The 15,878-nt window shown below is 64.1% G+C and carries 18 protein-coding genes and 2 pseudogenes; 9 read left to right on the top strand and 11 right to left on the bottom strand.

Going from position 1 to position 15,878, the window contains the following annotated elements:
- From ACIQ3B_RS05275 to ACIQ3B_RS05245, 7 genes and pseudogenes are all read right to left on the bottom strand, one after another.
- Positions 1-119 (bottom strand): annotated as a pseudogene (locus tag ACIQ3B_RS05275) (IS30 family transposase); the annotation flags it as partial.
- A 265-nt stretch (positions 120-384) separates the two neighbouring features.
- A pseudogene (locus ACIQ3B_RS05270) lies at positions 385-1,287 on the bottom strand (MFS transporter); the annotation flags it as partial.
- Positions 1,288-1,296: 9 nt separating this feature from the next.
- Complete coding sequence (locus tag ACIQ3B_RS05265; RefSeq protein WP_397400325.1) at positions 1,297-1,959, bottom strand: TetR/AcrR family transcriptional regulator; 663 nt, start codon at positions 1,957-1,959, stop codon at positions 1,297-1,299.
- 61 nt (positions 1,960-2,020) lie between these two features.
- A complete protein-coding gene (locus tag ACIQ3B_RS05260; RefSeq protein WP_397400323.1) occupies positions 2,021-3,214 on the bottom strand; it encodes a VWA domain-containing protein in 1,194 nt (397 codons plus the stop codon).
- Between the two features lie 78 nt (positions 3,215-3,292).
- Complete coding sequence (locus ACIQ3B_RS05255) at positions 3,293-3,457, bottom strand: hypothetical protein (RefSeq protein ID WP_397400321.1); 165 nt, start codon at positions 3,455-3,457, stop codon at positions 3,293-3,295.
- 88 nt (positions 3,458-3,545) lie between these two features.
- On the bottom strand, positions 3,546-4,037 hold the full coding sequence (locus ACIQ3B_RS05250) for a recombinase family protein (protein WP_397400319.1): 492 nt from the start codon (positions 4,035-4,037) through the stop codon (positions 3,546-3,548).
- Positions 4,038-4,181: 144 nt separating this feature from the next.
- Positions 4,182-4,685 (bottom strand): GNAT family N-acetyltransferase, encoded by a 504-nt coding sequence (locus ACIQ3B_RS05245; protein WP_397400317.1) that lies wholly within the window; start codon positions 4,683-4,685, stop codon positions 4,182-4,184.
- A gap of 63 nt (positions 4,686-4,748) precedes the next feature.
- Between ACIQ3B_RS05245 and ACIQ3B_RS05240 the strand changes: the two genes are divergently transcribed.
- Genes ACIQ3B_RS05240 through dxs form a run of 5 tightly spaced genes read left to right on the top strand, consistent with a single transcriptional unit; the run spans position 4,749 to position 9,424 of the window.
- On the top strand, positions 4,749-5,672 hold the full coding sequence (locus ACIQ3B_RS05240; protein ID WP_397400315.1) for a histone deacetylase family protein: 924 nt from the start codon (positions 4,749-4,751) through the stop codon (positions 5,670-5,672).
- A 60-nt stretch (positions 5,673-5,732) separates the two neighbouring features.
- Positions 5,733-6,332 carry a histidine phosphatase family protein gene (locus tag ACIQ3B_RS05235; protein ID WP_397400313.1) on the top strand — a complete coding sequence of 200 codons (600 nt, stop codon included), beginning with the start codon at positions 5,733-5,735 and terminating at the stop codon, positions 6,330-6,332.
- A gap of 31 nt (positions 6,333-6,363) precedes the next feature.
- Positions 6,364-6,606, top strand: coding sequence for an exodeoxyribonuclease VII small subunit (locus ACIQ3B_RS05230; RefSeq protein ID WP_397400311.1), 243 nt, complete (start codon positions 6,364-6,366; stop codon positions 6,604-6,606).
- Positions 6,603-7,484, top strand: a complete 882-nt coding sequence (locus tag ACIQ3B_RS05225) for a polyprenyl synthetase family protein (protein ID WP_397400332.1) — start codon at positions 6,603-6,605, stop codon at positions 7,482-7,484. The genes ACIQ3B_RS05230 and ACIQ3B_RS05225 overlap by 4 nt, the downstream gene beginning before the upstream one ends.
- Before the next feature lie 23 nt (positions 7,485-7,507).
- Positions 7,508-9,424: a 1-deoxy-D-xylulose-5-phosphate synthase gene (dxs, locus tag ACIQ3B_RS05220; protein ID WP_397400309.1), complete on the top strand. Its 1,917-nt coding sequence runs from the start codon at positions 7,508-7,510 to the stop codon at positions 9,422-9,424.
- 19 nt (positions 9,425-9,443) lie between these two features.
- Here dxs and flgH read toward each other — a convergent pair whose 3' ends face one another.
- From flgH to flgF, 4 genes are read right to left on the bottom strand one after another with little or no spacing between them, the layout of a single operon-like run.
- Positions 9,444-10,178: a flagellar basal body L-ring protein FlgH gene (gene flgH, locus ACIQ3B_RS05215; RefSeq protein ID WP_397400307.1), complete on the bottom strand. Its 735-nt coding sequence runs from the start codon at positions 10,176-10,178 to the stop codon at positions 9,444-9,446.
- Between the two features lie 15 nt (positions 10,179-10,193).
- Entirely contained in the window at positions 10,194-10,937 is a 744-nt protein-coding gene (flgA, locus tag ACIQ3B_RS05210; protein ID WP_397400305.1) for a flagellar basal body P-ring formation chaperone FlgA, read from the bottom strand.
- 5 nt (positions 10,938-10,942) lie between these two features.
- Positions 10,943-11,731, bottom strand: a complete 789-nt coding sequence (gene flgG / locus ACIQ3B_RS05205; RefSeq protein ID WP_397400303.1) for a flagellar basal-body rod protein FlgG — start codon at positions 11,729-11,731, stop codon at positions 10,943-10,945.
- A 14-nt stretch (positions 11,732-11,745) separates the two neighbouring features.
- A complete protein-coding gene (flgF, locus tag ACIQ3B_RS05200) occupies positions 11,746-12,483 on the bottom strand; it encodes a flagellar basal-body rod protein FlgF (RefSeq protein WP_397400330.1) in 738 nt (245 codons plus the stop codon).
- 211 nt (positions 12,484-12,694) lie between these two features.
- On the opposite strand from flgF, the gene ACIQ3B_RS05195 reads away from it, so the two are divergent.
- From ACIQ3B_RS05195 to ACIQ3B_RS05180, 4 genes are read left to right on the top strand one after another with little or no spacing between them, the layout of a single operon-like run.
- Entirely contained in the window at positions 12,695-13,342 is a 648-nt protein-coding gene (locus tag ACIQ3B_RS05195; protein WP_397400301.1) for a flagellar basal body-associated FliL family protein, read from the top strand.
- A gap of 30 nt (positions 13,343-13,372) precedes the next feature.
- Entirely contained in the window at positions 13,373-14,473 is a 1,101-nt protein-coding gene (fliM, locus tag ACIQ3B_RS05190; protein ID WP_397400299.1) for a flagellar motor switch protein FliM, read from the top strand.
- Positions 14,470-15,036 (top strand): DUF6468 domain-containing protein, encoded by a 567-nt coding sequence (locus ACIQ3B_RS05185; RefSeq protein ID WP_397400297.1) that lies wholly within the window; start codon positions 14,470-14,472, stop codon positions 15,034-15,036. The genes fliM and ACIQ3B_RS05185 overlap by 4 nt, the downstream gene beginning before the upstream one ends.
- Complete coding sequence (locus ACIQ3B_RS05180; protein ID WP_397400295.1) at positions 15,033-15,875, top strand: MotE family protein; 843 nt, start codon at positions 15,033-15,035, stop codon at positions 15,873-15,875. Before ACIQ3B_RS05185 ends, ACIQ3B_RS05180 begins: the two co-directional genes overlap by 4 nt.
- Positions 15,876-15,878 lie beyond the last annotated feature (3 nt).

Here is a 15,878-nt window from a genome sequence, read left to right as displayed (position 1 = left end):
GTGAAGGGCGAGAGGTCGGTGGCCTTGGGCAGGTATTGTCGGATCAGGCCGTTGGCGTTTTCGTTGCTGCCGCGCTGCCAGGGGCTGTAGGGGTCGGCGAAGTAGACCTTGATCCCGGTGTTGCGCGCGAGCCCCGCCAGCTCGCAGCAGCGACCACATCACGTACCCGAGACCCAGCAACGTCAAGGCCACGCCATGCGCCAGGAACGCCATTCGATAGCTGCTGAACTGCGCCATAGCCCCAAAGTTCAGGATCAGCAGCATGATGGCACACTGGCTGGCGAAACCCTTGACAGAGGCTACCGTCGCTCGCGCCTCACCGGAGAGGGCGTGCTGGAAGCGGGCGTCGGCCTGGACGTCGGCGATCCGACACAAACCCGTGAACAGAACGGCCAGCGCCACCGACCAGGTCTGGAACGTCGCCGCCGCTGCGATCAGGCAACAGCCCGCCAGGACCACCAGACCATGAAGGGCCGCGCGATGGCCCAGCGGCACGCGGTGCGCTACAGCGGCGCCGAAAGCCTGGGCCGCGCCCATCGCGGCGACAAACAGGGCGATCTGGGCGCTGCGAAGGCCCACTTCCATTGCAAAGATCTGCCAATAGTCCTCGCAGGCGGCCAGCAACGCCTGCATGCCCGCGATGAACAGAAGAATTTGCAGTACGCCCGGCCGGTTCAAGGCCTCGCCGATGCCCTGCCGCATGCGGTGGATCGGATTCACTCTGTGAATCGCCAGCGCCAACGGAGCTCGCGGCAACGCCAGCGCTGAGGCTGCCGCAAGGACTGCGGTCAGGGCGCTGATCAGTGTGAGCGTCGGGTAGCCCAGATCGGCCAGGGCGGCTGCGCCCAGCGCCGATGCCATGACGCCGACAAAGCGACCGGTCTGGGCGCGTCCTATGGCGCGCGCGTAATCCTGCTCCCGGCCCGCCGCCTTCAACTCATCGAACAGCAACGCCTCAAAGGTGCCGGACACCAGCGCCGTCTTGACACCCCACAGCACCAGCCCGGCCAGAAAGCCCCAGAAGCCCGGAAACAGAAACCACAGCAGGAAACCGGATCCCCGGAATAACTGGGCAATCAGGAGTAGCCAGCGGCGCGACACGCGGTCGGCCAGGGCGCCGGTCGGTATCTCCAGGACAATGGCGGTGAGTGACCATGCCGCCAGGGCCAGGCCAATCTGGATCGGGGTCAGTCCCGTCTCGGCGAACATGACCGTGTAGAACGGGAAGATCAGGATCAGTGTGTCGAGAAAGCGGTAGGCGGTCGCCTTCCAGATCAGACCGGTCACGACCCGTGGTCAGGCGCTGAAGCCGGCTTCGGCGAAATCGAGCATTCGCCGCAGCAGCGCTTCCACGTCACCCTCCCGGGTCAGGCCGTCGGACAGGTGATGTAGCCTATCAAACTCGGCGAAGCGGTTGTTGTGGATCATGCCCAGGACGAAGTGCAGTCGCCAGTAGACATCTTCCTTCGGCAGGTCGGACCTGGCGGCGATCAGGGCGTCGGCGAAGCGGGCCAGATGGCTGACATCGTTCCGGAGCACATCGCGCATGTCAGCGTTGCCCTCTGAACGGGCGCGAATAATGAACTGCAGCGAGATCCGACGCTCATTGTCCGGCGAGGCCCAGCGCATGGGCGGCGTGAAGTAGGCGGCCAGGATCTCGCGAACCGGCGGGCGGCCAGCGTGACGTCCGTTCGCCTCATGCAGCATGCGGGCGCGCTCACGGTTGAGCTCGGCGGTGCGCCGCCGGAAGATTTCGAACAGCAGGGCGTCCTTCGAGCCGAAATGGTAGTTCACACTGGCCAGGTTGACGCCAGCTGCCGCCGTGATGTCGCGCACCGAAACGTTCTGGAAGCCGTTCAGCGCGAACAGCCGCTCCGCCGCGATAAACACGGCCGCCTTGGTCGCGGCCTGAGCCTCGTCGGTGGTGTCGAGCGGGTCCTGGATCAGGGGATCGGTCATACGAGTCCCTTAGGCTTCCTGTGAGCTTTGGGCGAGACGGCAGACAGAGCGATGCGCGCAGCTAGCGAGACAGCTCCTTCATCGCCTTTTCGAGCCCGTCGAGCGTCAGTGGAAACATCCGGTCGTTGACCAGCTGTTTGATCACGCCCACGGATGGGGTGTAGTCCCAATGCCGTTCGGCGGTGGGGTTCAGCCAGACCATGTGCTTGAAGATGCCCGAGACCCGGTCGAGCCAGACCGCGCCGGCCTCCTCGTTCCAATGCTCCACCGAACCGCCTGGATAGGTGATTTCGTAGGGGCTCATCGTCGCGTCGCCCACAAAGATCACTTTGTAATCGTGGGGAAATTTGTGAAGCACGTCCATCGTGTTGAGCTTTTCCGCGTGCCGGCGCCGGTTGTCCTTCCAGACGCTCTCGTAGAGGCAGTTGTGGAAGTAGTAGAACTCCATGTTCTTGAACTCGGTGCGCGCAGCCGAGAACAGTTCCTCACAGACCTTGATATGGCTGTCCATTGAGCCGCCGATGTCGAAGAAGATCAGGACGCTGATCTTGTTGCGACGCTCGGCGCGCATCTGGATGTCCAGATAGCCCTTCTGTGAAGTGCCCTTGATGGTGCCGTTCATGTCGAGTTCGTCGGGGTGGCCGTCTCGGACCCATTTTCGCAGGCGGCGCAGCGCAACCTTGATGTTCCGGGTGCCCAGTTCGACGCTGTCGTCGAGGTTCTTGTACTCGCGCTTGTCCCAGACCTTGATCGCGCGACCGTGGCGGCCCTTGTCCTGGCCGACCCGGACGCCCTCGGGATGATAGCCGTTGGCGCCGAAGGGGCTGTCGCCCTGACCATTCCGGCCGTTCTTCCCCTTGCCGTCGCCGTCCCCGTCGCCCTCTTCCTGCTGCCGCTTCATCTGTTCGGCCAGCGCTTCCATCAGCTTTTCGAAGCCGCCCATGGCCTCGATCTGGGCCTTTTCCTCTTCGGTGAGGAACTTGTCGGAGAGTTTCTTCAGCCACTCAGCCGGAAGATCAGCGGTGAGTCCCTCACCGGCGGTCTTTTCCAGGCCATTGAAAACCTGGGCGAACACCCGGTCGAACCGATCGATATTCTTCTCGTCCTTCACCAGGGCGGCGCGGGACAGATAGTAGAAGTCATCAACCGAGCGGCTGATGACCTGCTTGTCCATGGCCTCCATGAGGATGAGGTACTCTTTCAGCGTCACGGGCACCTTGGCTTCGCGAAGCTCGGTGAAGAAGCGCATGAACATAGGATGGGCTCGCGGCAAACGTCTGTTTGAACTTTGCAGGATGGGGCCGGGTTGGCCCGATGTCCAGTCGTCTCCGACCTAGGGCTTCAGGTCCGGCCGGGACGCCAGGAAGGCGGCGCGCTCGGCGGCGGTCAACACCTTGGCCTTCTTCTGGCGCGAGACCTTGGGTGTGGGCGGTGCATAGACACCCGCTGGCGGCGTGCCGCCTTTGAGGTCTGACAGCCGTTTGATCGGGGGTTTCATGGCAGATGGTTCCTGACAATCCGCGCGGGACTCTTGGTTGCGACCACTCTTCGCAGATTCCGCTTTCCCGCCCTATAGACTGCGAGCATCAAGCCTCTGTGGACTTCAGGTTTCGAAGCCGTCGCCAGACGGTCATCCGCGAGACCCCCAGGCGTCGGGCGATTTCCACGGGTCCCAGTCCCTGGTTCCGGAGCGCCACAATCGCCTGGGTGGCGGCGGCGTTATGGCCCCGGGCCGTGTGGGTCGGCTCCAGCCTGGCTACGGCTTCGACCGCTGCGCGGAGCGCGCGACCCGCCGCGCCCTGGCTGGCGAGCCAGGGCGTCAAGACCTGCAGGCCTGCGCCGCGGGCCTCCAGCGCATCCAGAACCCGCAGAAGCCCTCGACCGCTGCCGGACAGCCGGTCGAGCCGCTGGACGACCAACTGATCGCCCGGACCGATGAATTCAAGAATGGAGTCCAGAACAGCGCTGTCCGAACCGGCCGTTTCATGGCGTACCACCTGGCAACCCGCAGCTTCCAGCAGGGCCGGATCCTGGTGAGAGGCGGCGTCAACCTCCCGAACATAGCCAATCCTGAGCATCCCAACCCGCCTGTCCCGGCCCTGAAGGCCCTCGACGGCAAGGTCCCAAAAACAAGCGGCGCAGCCAAGACTGGCGGAGGTTAATTCGACGTAATAAAATTATTTAAAAATCAAATAGTTAGACAATTTTGTGGTGCAATTGTGTCAAATCTGGGTGCAGACGGCCGGGCGCTTCAGGATGAACTCTCGATCAACGGTGCGGCCGACCTTGAACCCGTATTCACCGACCTTCGAGAAGCCGTGACGTTCATAAAACCGCTGGGCCCCGAAGTTTTCAGACCACACGCCGATCCAGAGATCTCGCGGACCGTCCGCCATGAGCCAGTCCAGCACCTGGGCGAACAGGCGGCTCCCGTTGCCGCCACCCTGGTGGTCCTTGAGAAAATACAGTCTCTTGAGTTCTCCACAGGCCGGCGTCACCCCCTCGTGCGGCAGATCGCAAGGGCCGGCCAGAGCATAGCCGATTGCCTGGCCGTCCAGCTCAACCAGCCATTGGGCCTTGGCCTGATCAGCGAGATCAGCGCGCGTGCGGTCGAGCCCGTACCCCTCTCGACGGAATGCCGCCAGATCATCCGGGTGATAGAGATGACCGAAGGTCTGGGTAAAGGTTTCCGCGCCTAGCCCGGACAGCACCTCGGCGTCGGCCATCGTTGCTCGACGAATGGTGGGTTCTGGCATCGGAAAGTCTCGCCTATACGTTAAAAGGAAAGCATGACGACCGCGCTCTACACTCATCCCGACATGTTCGGCCACCTCCCTGGTGCGGGCCACGCCGAACGCCCGGAGCGGCTGCGAGCCGTCCTGGATGCCCTTGATGACGCCACCTTGGACCTTGAGGTTCTGGAGGCGCCACGGGTGGAGCGGGCCGACCTTCTGGCCGTACATGAAGCGACCTATCTGGATGAAATCTTCGGCAAGGCGCCGGCGCGGGGCGTCGTGGAACTGGATCCGGACACTTTCATGTCGCCTGGAACGCTGCTGGCTTCGCAACGCGCGGCGGGTGCGGTGGTGCGAGCGGTCCGCGACGTTGCGGCTGGCCGTGCGGATAGGGCGTTTTGCGCGGTCCGGCCTCCGGGTCACCATGCGGAGCCTGGACTGCCAATGGGGTTCTGTCTGTTTTCCAATATCGCGATTGCAGCGTTCGCGGCTCAGGCGGCCGGGCTGTCGCGCGTCGCGGTGATCGACTTCGACGTCCACCACGGCAACGGCACCCAGACGGCGCTGGGCGGGCGCCCGGGCATGTTCTTCGCCTCGATCCAGTCCTGGCCGATGTGGCCGGGGACCGGGCACCCCTCCGAACATGTGCCGGCCAACGTCGTCAATGCGGTGTCGCCCGATGGCGCCCCTGCGCCGGTCTGGCGGCGCGCATTCGAGGGATTGATGAACAGGGTCGACGCGTTTGAACCCGACCTGATCCTGGTGTCGGCCGGTTTCGACGCGCACCGGCGCGACCCTGTTGCAGGGGGTGGACAGAACCTTGAAGAGGCCGACTTTGGTTGGGCCACCCGTGCGATCACCTCGGTGGCGAACCGGCGCGCCAAGGGCCGGGTTGTGTCCTCGCTTGAGGGCGGGTACGACCTCGAAGCTCTGGGACGCTCGGCGCTCGCGCATGTGGCCGCCCTTGGCGAGCGGTGAGGGACTAGTCAGGCACGTGCTTTTGGTTGGTCACGACACACCTGACTTCGGGCTGACGTCTTGAGCGCGCTCGAGACGACGGCGAAGCCCTGTGGCCAGATTATTCTGGCCCGGCATGGCGAACCCGCGCTTTCGCGCAAGGTGATGCTGAACGCCTCAGGATATGGCGAATTCTGGGCTCGATATGAGATTGGCGGGCTGCTTCCTGGCCAGACGCCGCCGGATCGCCTCAGGCGATTCGTGGCCGACTGTGGGACCCTGGTCACCTCAACCCGTCTGCGTGCGATCCAGAGCGCTCAGACGGTATTGGGCGACAAGCCGTTTGACCGGTACGAACTCCTGATCGAGGCGCCGCTGCCGCCGCCGCGATTTCCCGTATGGGTCCGGCTTTCTCCGAAAATCTGGGGCTTCGTCGCGCGCGTCTGGTGGTGGTACCTTAACTTCCACGATGGACAGGAAAGTCGCGCTGAGGCGGAGGTTCGCGCCGACGAGGCAGCTGAGTTGCTGGTCGGCTTTGCCGCCAACGGCCAGACAGTCGTCGTGATAGCCCACGGCTTCTTCAATCACTTGATTGGCCGCAGTCTGCGCCGGCAGGGCTGGAAGCTGGCCGAAAGCGAGGGCTACAAGTACTGGTCGATGCGTCGGTTCGAACGGGGCTGACAGTTGCCTGGCGCAGGCCTAAGGAAACATTATGTCCGAACCCGCCAGCATCGCCGAAATGACCTTCGAGACCGCGCTCGCAGAGCTTGAGCAGATCGTGGCCAGGCTCGAATCGGGGCAGGCGCCGCTTGAGGATTCGATCCGGATGTATGAGCGCGGTGCGCTGCTGAAAGCGCATTGCGAGGCCCGGTTGGCTACAGCCCGCCTGCGAGTCGAAAAGATCATCATTGGGGCCGGCGGCGCACCCGGCGTCGAGCCTGCCGAGTTCGGCTGATGGACCTTGCCCGCCGGGTGGCGGAAGCTGCAGATCTCGTCACCGTGGCGCTGGATGAATTGCTGCCGCGTGCGGAGGGGCCCGAGAGTCGGCTTACAGAGGCGATGCGCTATGCGGCGCTGGGGCCAGGCAAACGGCTGCGCACCTACTTTGCGCTTGAAACCGGACGGATGCTGGATCTTGACGACCGGCACGTGCTGCGAGCCGCCTGCGCGCTGGAATGCGTCCACGCCTACAGCCTGATCCACGACGATCTGCCCTGCATGGACGATGATGATGTGCGCCGGGGCCGGCCCACGGTTCACATCGCCTATGATGAGATGACGGCCGTGCTGGCCGGGGATGCTCTGCAAGCTGTGGCCTTTGAAATCCTTGCACATCCCGACACCCATCCCGATGGGACGGTGCGCTCCGAACTGGTGACCCGGCTGGCCGTGGCGGCAGGCGCGCGCGGCATGGTCGGCGGCCAGATGATCGATATGCTGGGTGTGCGCGAAGACCTGGGCGGCGTGGCTCGAATGCAGCGGCTGAAGACCGGCGCCCTGATCACCTGCGCCTTCGAACTCCCATTGATACTGGCGCACGCCCGGGAGTCGGAGCGGCATGCGCTCATCGCCTTCGCCCACGATCTTGGTCTGGCTTACCAGATTGTCGACGATCTGCTCGACGCCGAGGGCGACGCGGCGGCAATGGGCAAGGCGGCGGGCAAGGATGCGGCGGCGGGAAAGACCACCTTCGTCACCCTGTTGGGCGCGGATGCGGCGCGCGAGCGGCTGGGTCTGCTGAAGAATCAGACAAAATCTCATCTGGATCCGTTTGGCGCCCAGGCTGAATTTCTGCGGGCCAGCGTGGATTTCGTGCTAGAGCGCCGCCAGTAAATTCCGAGGGACGTCCGCGTTCAATGCCGCCAGAAACACCCCTTCTCGATACGGTTTCCTCGCCGGCCGACACCCGGGACCTGACCCTCCCGCAGCTGCGCCAACTGGCCGACGAACTGCGGGCGGAGACCATCGATGCTGTCTCCCAGACGGGTGGACACCTGGGCGCCGGCCTGGGCGTCGTCGAGCTCACGGTGGCATTGCACCACGTCTACGAGACTCCGAAGGACATCCTGATCTGGGACGTGGGCCATCAGGCCTATCCGCACAAGATCCTGACCGGTCGTCGTGACCGTATCCGCACCCTGCGCCAGGGCGGCGGGCTGTCAGGCTTCACCAAGCGTAGCGAGAGTGAATACGACCCCTTCGGTGCTGCGCATGCCGCCACCTCGATCTCGGCGGCCCTGGGTTTTGCCGCCGCGCGCGACGCCAAGGGCCAGGACAACAAGGTAGTCGCCGTCATCGGTGACGGTTCGATGAGCGCCGGCATGGCCTATGAGGCCATGAACAACGCCAGCGAGGCGACGAAGCAGCTCACGGTTATCCTGAACGACAACGACATGTCCATCGCCCCGCCGGTGGGGGGCATGAGCGCCTATATGGCCAGACTCGTCTCAGGCGGCGGGTACCAGTCCTTGCGCAACCTGGGCAAGGCGGTCTCCAAGGCGTTTCCCAAGCCGTTGCAGGAAGCCGCCCGCAAGGCCGAGGAATATGCCCGCGGCATGGTCACCGGCGGTACTCTGTTTGAAGAGCTTGGCTTCTACTATGTCGGCCCCATCGACGGCCACGACATGGACGCGCTGGTCAATGTGCTGAAGAACGCCCGTAAGATAGAGGACCGCCCGGTGCTGGTCCACGTGGTCACGCAGAAGGGCAAGGGCTATGGCCCCGCCGAAAACGCTGCAGACAAGTACCACGGCGTGGTCAAGTTCGACGTGGTCACAGGCAAGCAGAACAAGGCTCAGGCCGGCGCGCCGCAGTACACCAAGGTGTTCGCCCAGGAGTTGGTGAAGCGCGCCGAGCTGGATCCAAAGATCATGGCTATCACGGCGGCCATGCCCTCAGGCACGGGCCTCGATCTGTTCGGTGAGCGCTTCCCCGACCGCACCTTCGACGTCGGCATCGCCGAGCAGCACGCCGTGACGTTTGCCGCCGGTCTGGCGGCGGATGGCATGAAGCCCTTCTGCGCGATCTATTCCACATTCCTGCAGCGCGGATACGATCAGGTTGTACACGATGTGGCCATACAGGGCCTGCCAGTGCGGTTCGCCATTGATCGCGCAGGTCTGGTGGGCGCCGACGGCGCCACCCATGCCGGATCGTTCGACATCGGATATCTGGGCCAGCTGCCGGGCATGGTGCTGATGGGGCCGGCGGATGAGGCCGAGCTGGCCCATGCTGTCGCCACAGCTGTCGCCATCGACGACCGGCCCTCGGCGTTCCGCTACCCGCGCGGGGAGGGGACGGGCGTGGCCATCCCGGAGCTCGCCGCGCCGTTCGAGATCGGCAAGGGCCGGATTGTGCGCGAAGGTACAGCGGTGGCCATCCTGTCGTTCGGCACCCGTCTGGGGGACGCCTTGAGGGCTGCCGACATGCTGGCCGCGCGCGGATTGTCAGCAACCGTCGCCGACGCCCGTTTCGCCAAGCCGCTGGACGTCGACCTCTTGCTGGGCCTGGCGCGCGACCATGAAGCGCTGATAACCGTGGAGGAAGGCTCCATGGGCGGCTTCGGAGCCTTTGTGCTGCATGCCCTGGCCCAGCACGGCGCACTTGATCGCGGCCTGAAGGTGCGCACCCTGACACTCCCGGACATCTTCCAGGACCACGACAAGCCGGACGTCATGTACGCCGACGCGGGAATCGATGCGGACGGGATCGTACGCGGCGCGCTGGATGCGCTGGGGATCGGAAACGCGGCCGTAGCGGGGCGGCGGGCTTAGAGTTCGACCACGCTGACGCCTAAAACGGCGAGAACCGCTCCAGCAATGACTGACCCGCAGGCGTCTTCTGCAACCGGCTGATATCTCCGCGCCCACCGTAGCTGATGCGGGCTTCGGCGATCTGGGTGTGGCGGATGGTGTTGGCGGACGAGATGTCCTCGGGGCGCACGATGCCGGCCACAGTGAGCTGGCGCAGGTCGGTGTTGGTGCGGACTTCCTGCACGCCCTGGATCACCATATTGCCGTTGGGTAGCACGCCGCTGACGACAGCGGCTATGGTCAGGCTGATTTTCTCTGAGCGGTTTACCTGGCCGGCGCCCGCGTTGGATGTCGTCGAGTTGGTCTCCAGCGCATTGGCCGGATCGAAGCCGCCTGGCAGGACCTTTCCAAGGGTGGATTCCAGGCCCAGCAGGTGAGGTACGCCGGCCTTCATACCCGAGGTGCGTGAGCTCGACGTAGCGTTGGTGGTCTTGGCGCTGTCATCGATGTCGATCTGCACGGTCAGGATGTCGCCAACGCGGCTAGCGCGCTGATCGTTGAAGAAGGCCCGCGCACCCACACGCCAGAGCGAGTTCGAGCTGGCAGCTTGCGGCGAAGGCTCGCGCGATGAGACCAGAACAGTCTGCTCACGCGGCATCAGGGCGGCGGGATAGCCAACCTGCGACAGCTCTGGGCCGCGGGCAGCCTCCTTGACGGTGGAGCAGGCGGCCAGCGGGGCCAGGGCGGCAAGAGCGACAAAGGTGCGGAGACGCATGATCTATGGCTTCCTTCAGCGGAGGGCGTAGCGGGTTGAACGGTAGAGTTTCATCTGATCGGCAGCCGGACCGACGACGGCCTGGCCGGGTCCTGCGACCACCGCCTGGATGGTTTTCTTCGACGAGACATTCTGAACGCTGATGGTGTCGCCAACACCGCCGCCGGATATCGCCTTCGCCTGAAGCGTCAGCGTGATCCCGGCATCATCGAAAACCAGGGAAATGACATCGTTGGACTTGATCACCTGGGGGGCCGAGACATCCCGTCCAGCGACGGCGGCGCCGGCGCGCAGGGTCCGGCGTGCGGCCAGGCCGACCACGGCGTCGGGATCGGTAGCGGCGTCAGCTGGTGCCAGGGCGACCTTGGCCCAGACAAGATCCTGAGGCTGAACGATCTCACCGGCGGCCAGATTGCGGGTCCAGGTCAGGACGTCGACGTTGGCGCGCGCTGCAGAAGCGGTGGCAGTCGTCGCGGCGGTGGCTGCGCCGCGCACCACGATCTGGCGCAGGCCCTCCGCGTTGGCCCAGTCTAGTCCGGCGCGGCGGCCCGCCGCCTGCACGGCGTTGGCGCTCAGCATCACGGTGGTCCCGGTGCGTGAGGCGACAGGCGTACGACCAGCGGCGCCGGCGCCCTCGAAAATCTCACCGAGGGTCACCGTTCCGTCGGTGTCCACCATCTCGGACCTGAGCGTGACCGGCGTGGCAGCCAGCGCCGGGGTGGCCATCAGAACAACGAGCAGGAGTGCGGTGGCCTTCATGACCCTCAGGCCTTGATCTGGTTGGCCGTGGCCAGCATGTTGTCGGCCGTTGAGATGACCTTGGAGTTCATCTCATAGGCCCGCTGGGCGACGATCAGGGCGGTGATCTCCGCAACGGCGTCGACGTTGGAGGCTTCGGTCCAGCCCTGGACCAGAGTGCCGATGCCCACTGAGCCGGGAGTGCCACTGGTGGGGGCGCCGGATGCGGCCGTTTCCTGCAGCAGATTTCCGCCCAGGGCCTTCAGTCCGCCGTCGTTGACGAAGGTGGCCAGTTCCAGAACCCCGACAATGCTGGGGTTGGTCTGCCCGGCCTGAATGACTTCTACCTGGCCGGATCTTGAGATCGAGACCTTGACTGCGTCGCCGGGAATCGTGATGGCTGGCTGGATCTGGAAGCCATCCTGGGTGACCAGCTGGCCCTGATCGTTGACCGCCAGGTTGCCGGCCCGGGTATAGACGTTCTCACCCGACGGCGAGAGCACCTGGAAGTAGCCGCGTCCATCGATGGCCAGATCGTACTGGTTGTCGGTGCGGGTCAGCGGACCTTGCGTACCTACGCGATAGACCGCGCCAGCCTTGACGCCTGCGCCCACCTGCACCCCGGTGGGGACGATCGTGCCCTGATCGGAGGACTGCGTGCCGGCGGCCTCGAAGGTCTGGTACAACAGGTCCTGAAACTCGGCCCGTTGGCGCTTGAAGGCCACGGTGTTCATGTTGGCGATGTTGTTCGAGATGACCTCGACATTCATCTGCTGGGCGGCCATGCCGGTCGCGGCGGTACGTAGTGCTTGCATCAGTCGTTAGCCTTCTACTGAGCCCGGCCCAGACGCTCGACGGCGCGGCGGGAAAGATCACTCTGCGAGTCCATCATCTTGGCGGTGGATTCATACGCCCGGGACACCTGAACCATCCGGGTGATCTCGAGGATCGGTTTGACGTTTGAGCCTTCCAGCATGCCCTGACGCAGCCGTGCATCTTCGGCCGGTGTCGCGGTCAGGTTCGAGTCGTTGCGATAAAGGTTGTCGCCGGTCTTGGAGAGGGCGCTGAGGTTTTCGAAGGCGAACATGCCCACCTGGCCGATCCGTTCGCTGCCCTGACTGAGACTGCCATCGCTCCCGACCTTCACCTCGCCCTTTTCGGCATCAATGGTGATCTCGCCGCCGCTCTTGTCGAGCACGGGAAGACCACCCTGGCTGACCAGGCGGCCTGCGGGGTCAACGGTGAAACGACCATCGCGGGTGAAGCGCGGGCCATCGGGGCCTTGTAACTGGAAGAACGCCTTGCCCTCGATGGCCATGTCCAGCGGCGCGCCGGTAGGATTGAGCGAGCCCTGGCCAAAATCGCGCGCCACGCCGTCATCGCCGACGAACTTTACCGGACGCGGACCGCCCAAAGTGGCAGCCGGTGCTGCTGGCTCGGTCTTGTGGATCAGCGACTCGACCTTAAAGCCCGTCGTGTCGAGGTTGGCGATGTTGTTGGCGACGATGTCCATTTCGCGACGCAGCAGCATCTGGCGCGAAAGACCTACGAAGATGGCGTTGTCCATGCGGGCAGCCTTGGCGATCAACGAATTCGCCTCTCCGAGATGCAAGCTTCGGGCCAACTGAAAACATCAATAAAATCAGAAAATAAGAAGGTTAACACAAGCCGGGCGGCGGAAAATGCCGGGCAGAATTCGCGCCCGTTAAGAACCGTTAAAGCCTTCTTCATCAAAGCCCGGCATTCGTAGACGCGCCGAATATCTAAGGAACGCGCGCGTGGCCAAGAAGGAAAAGAAGGGCGCCAAGGGGGCGGAAGCCACCGAAGCCCCTGCAGATGGCGCCGAGGGTGCGGAGGGCGAAGCCCCCGCCAAGAAAAAGCTGCCGATGAAGCTGCTGATTATCGGCGGCGTTGCAGCCCTGGTCGTGCTTGGCGGCGGCGGTGCAGCCGCGTTCATTTTCCTCAAGCCAAAGCCGGAAGCCGCTGCAGAGAAGGGCGGGGCTGGCAAGGAAAAGAAAGAGAAGAAGAAGGACGAGAAAAAGGAAGGCAAGGAAGGGAAGGAAGGCAAGGAAGGCAAGGAAGGCGATGCCGGGGCCGCCGTCGTCCGCGAAGGCCCCGATGGAGTCGTCTTCTACACCATGCCCGATGTGGTGGTGAACATGCAGACCGCCGACGGTCGTCCCACCTTCCTGAAGCTTAAGCTTACACTCGAACTGCCCGACGACAGCGCGGTCGAGGAGCTGGATCCCAACATGCCGAGGCTCCAGGACATGTTCCAGACCTTCCTGCGCGAGCTGCGCCCTGAGGATCTGTCGGGCAGCCAGGGGTCCTATCAGCTCCGTATGGAGATCCTGCGGCGGGTCAACCTGGTGATCGGGCCCTCCAAGGCCAACGCCGTGCTCATCGAGGAGATGCTGATCAACTAGCGCTGCGGCGCGCGTTGCATCCCAGGATTCATGGCAGACGAAATCCAACCCATCGCAGAAAATCCCGCGTCGGCGACCGAAGACGGGCAGGCGTCGCAAGATATCGGCGCGCTCGGCGTCCAGGACATTGCGGCCGAGCCTGAGGGTGCTGAGCGCATCCTCAATCAGGATGAGATCGACAGCCTGCTGGGCTTCGACATGTCGGATGAGGATAGCGCCGAGCGCACCGGCATTCGGGCCATCATCAATTCGGCGCTCGTGTCATACGAGCGTCTGCCGATGCTCGAGATCGTCTTCGACCGTCTCGTGCGATTGATGACGACCAGCCTTCGCAACTTCACGTCGGACAACGTCGAGGTCAGCCTCGACAACATCTCGTCGATCAGGTTTGGCGACTACCTGAATTCGATCCCGCTTCCAGCCATCCTCTCGGTGTTTCGCGCCGAGGAACTGAACAACTACGGTCTGCTGACCGTGGACTCGAATCTGATCTATTCGATCGTGGATGTGCTCCTGGGCGGTCGGCGCGGCACGGCGGCGATGCGGATCGAAGGACGGCCCTACACGACAATCGAGCGCGTGCTGGTGCAGAGAATGGTCGAGGTGGTGCTGGCCGACGCAAAGGAGGCGTTTGAGCCGCTGACGCCCGTGAGCTTCACCTTGGATCGTCTCGAAACCAACCCGCGCTTTGCAGCGATCGCTCGCCCGGCGAACGCCGCCATTCTGGTGAAGCTGCGGATCGACATGGAAGACCGTGGCGGGCGTATCGAGCTGTTGCTGCCTTACGCCACCCTCGAACCCATCCGGAAGATGCTGTTGCAGCAGTTCATGGGTGAGAAGTTCGGCCGGGACAATATCTGGGAAAGTCACCTGGCTACAGAACTGTGGACTACCCAGACCGAGGTTCGCGCCGTCCTTGATGAGCAACAGATCAGCCTGAAACGCGTGCTGAATCTGAAAGTCGGCGACACCCTGATGCTGAACGCCACCCCGGACAGCCTGATCGAATTGCGCGCCGGAACAATACCGCTCACCCGCGGTCGGATGGGTCGGCGCAACGCCCACATCGCCGTTCGTGTGGAGGCGCCTTTGACGCCCCATGCCCGGCAAGCCGTGCAGAGGCTTACATGACCCTGATTGGTATCGTCATGAATCTGATCCTGGCGGGTCTCTTGCTGGCGGCCCTCGTCGTCGGCGTGCGGCTGAATCGCCGACTTGGCGCGTTGCGGGACAGTCACGATGGCTTCGAGCTTGCCGTGCGAGATCTGAATCTCGCCGCCCAGAGGGCAGAGCAGGGCCTTGCCGACCTCCGCGCCGCCACCGATGAGGCGACGGACACCCTGTCCGACCGGATCGAGAAGGGCCGCGCTCTGGCCATCCAACTGGAGCGGTTGATCAGCGCCGCCCCGGAGCTGCCGAAGTCGGTGTTGCCTGACCGCGTCACGCCGGCAAGACCCATGCCTTCGGCGATGCCGGTGCGGGAAACGGCGGCTGAGAATCGTCTTGCGACCTTGCTGGCCGTAGCGAGGGCCCGGATCGAGGCGCAGGGCGCAAACGAATCGGAAACCCGAATGACCAATGATCTCCCGGCGAGGCGCGATGCCCAGTCGGCGCGTCCGTTGGTCAACCTGGATGATGATCTGTTCGAGGCCGCGCCCGTCGTCTCCCACCGCTTTGCCGGAGCCCGTCGTTGAAGTCCGTTCCCCGCATTCTGCCGCTGGTCGGCGTAGCCATAGGCGGCGTACTGGCCGTGAACGCCCTGGCGGGCGCGCGGGATCTGCCCAACCTGTTGTCGGGCGCGCAGGCTTTCGCTGAAGAAGCTGTCAAGACCGTGACGCCGGCCAAGGATGACAAGGCGGCGAAGGATCCGGCAAAGCCGGGGGAAAAGGCGGGCGCCGCAGCCGCGACCGGTGAGGCCAAGGATGCCGTGGCCGCCGTCGCGGGCACAACGGTTCCTCCGAAGGCGATCTGTGCGCCTACCGCTGCGGAACTCGCCAAGCAAGCCGGACTGTCGCCGGCTGAACTTCAGGTGTTGCAGAGCCTGGGCGCCCGGCGCGGCCAGCTGGACAAGCGCGAGGATGACCTGTCGACCCAGCTGGCCCTGATGGCCGCCGCTGAGGCCAAGCTGGATGCAAAGATCAAGACTCTCAACAGCCTGAAAGGGGATGTTCAGGGGCTTTTGACCCAGAGCAGTACCAAGGAGGCGGCCGAGATTGACCGTCTGGTCAAGGTGTTCGAGGGCATGAAGGCCAAGGACGCTGCGCCGCGGATGGTGTTGCTGGATGACAACGTTCGCATTCCGATCGCGGCCAAGATGAAAGAGCGCGCGCTCTCGTCGATCATCGCGCAGATGCCGGCTGCTGAAGCCAAGCGGCTCACGGAGTCTCTGGCTCGACGGTATTCCGATGCCATGAATGCGGCCAGGAAGGCTGAGCAGGTAGCAAATGCAGTCGAGCCGGCTCCCGCGGCTGGCAAGACAGCCGCAACGCCCAAGGCGCCTGCGCCCGGCGCTGCGCCAGCTAAGGCCGGTTAAGCC

Origin of the sequence: Phenylobacterium sp. (genome assembly GCF_044358365.1) — a bacterium.
GTDB lineage: Bacteria > Pseudomonadota > Alphaproteobacteria > Caulobacterales > Caulobacteraceae > Phenylobacterium.
The sequence above is the reverse complement of the archived record's forward strand: the minus strand, read 5'-3'. Positions and strand labels throughout refer to the sequence as shown.

Bases quoted from the DNA above. Each gene is read 5' to 3' on its own strand.
- ACIQ3B_RS05250 (WP_397400319.1), bottom strand. From the start codon at position 4,037: ATGCTCAGGATTGGCTATGTTCGGGAGGTTGACGCCGCCTCTCACCAG.
- ACIQ3B_RS05240 (WP_397400315.1), top strand. From the start codon at position 4,749: ATGACGACCGCGCTCTACACTCATCCCGACATGTTCGGCCACCTCCCT.
- flgG (WP_397400303.1), bottom strand. From the start codon at position 11,731: ATGCAAGCACTACGTACCGCCGCGACCGGCATGGCCGCCCAGCAGATG.
- flgA (WP_397400305.1), bottom strand. From the start codon at position 10,937: ATGAAGGCCACCGCACTCCTGCTCGTTGTTCTGATGGCCACCCCGGCG.
- flgF (WP_397400330.1), bottom strand. From the start codon at position 12,483: ATGGACAACGCCATCTTCGTAGGTCTTTCGCGCCAGATGCTGCTGCGT.
- ACIQ3B_RS05265 (WP_397400325.1), bottom strand. From the start codon at position 1,959: ATGACCGATCCCCTGATCCAGGACCCGCTCGACACCACCGACGAGGCT.
- dxs (WP_397400309.1), top strand. From the start codon at position 7,508: ATGCCGCCAGAAACACCCCTTCTCGATACGGTTTCCTCGCCGGCCGAC.
- ACIQ3B_RS05255 (WP_397400321.1), bottom strand. From the start codon at position 3,457: ATGAAACCCCCGATCAAACGGCTGTCAGACCTCAAAGGCGGCACGCCG.
- flgH (WP_397400307.1), bottom strand. From the start codon at position 10,178: ATGCGTCTCCGCACCTTTGTCGCTCTTGCCGCCCTGGCCCCGCTGGCC.
- fliM (WP_397400299.1), top strand. From the start codon at position 13,373: ATGGCAGACGAAATCCAACCCATCGCAGAAAATCCCGCGTCGGCGACC.
- ACIQ3B_RS05260 (WP_397400323.1), bottom strand. From the start codon at position 3,214: ATGTTCATGCGCTTCTTCACCGAGCTTCGCGAAGCCAAGGTGCCCGTG.
- ACIQ3B_RS05245 (WP_397400317.1), bottom strand. From the start codon at position 4,685: ATGGCCGACGCCGAGGTGCTGTCCGGGCTAGGCGCGGAAACCTTTACC.
- ACIQ3B_RS05230 (WP_397400311.1), top strand. From the start codon at position 6,364: ATGTCCGAACCCGCCAGCATCGCCGAAATGACCTTCGAGACCGCGCTC.
- ACIQ3B_RS05185 (WP_397400297.1), top strand. From the start codon at position 14,470: ATGACCCTGATTGGTATCGTCATGAATCTGATCCTGGCGGGTCTCTTG.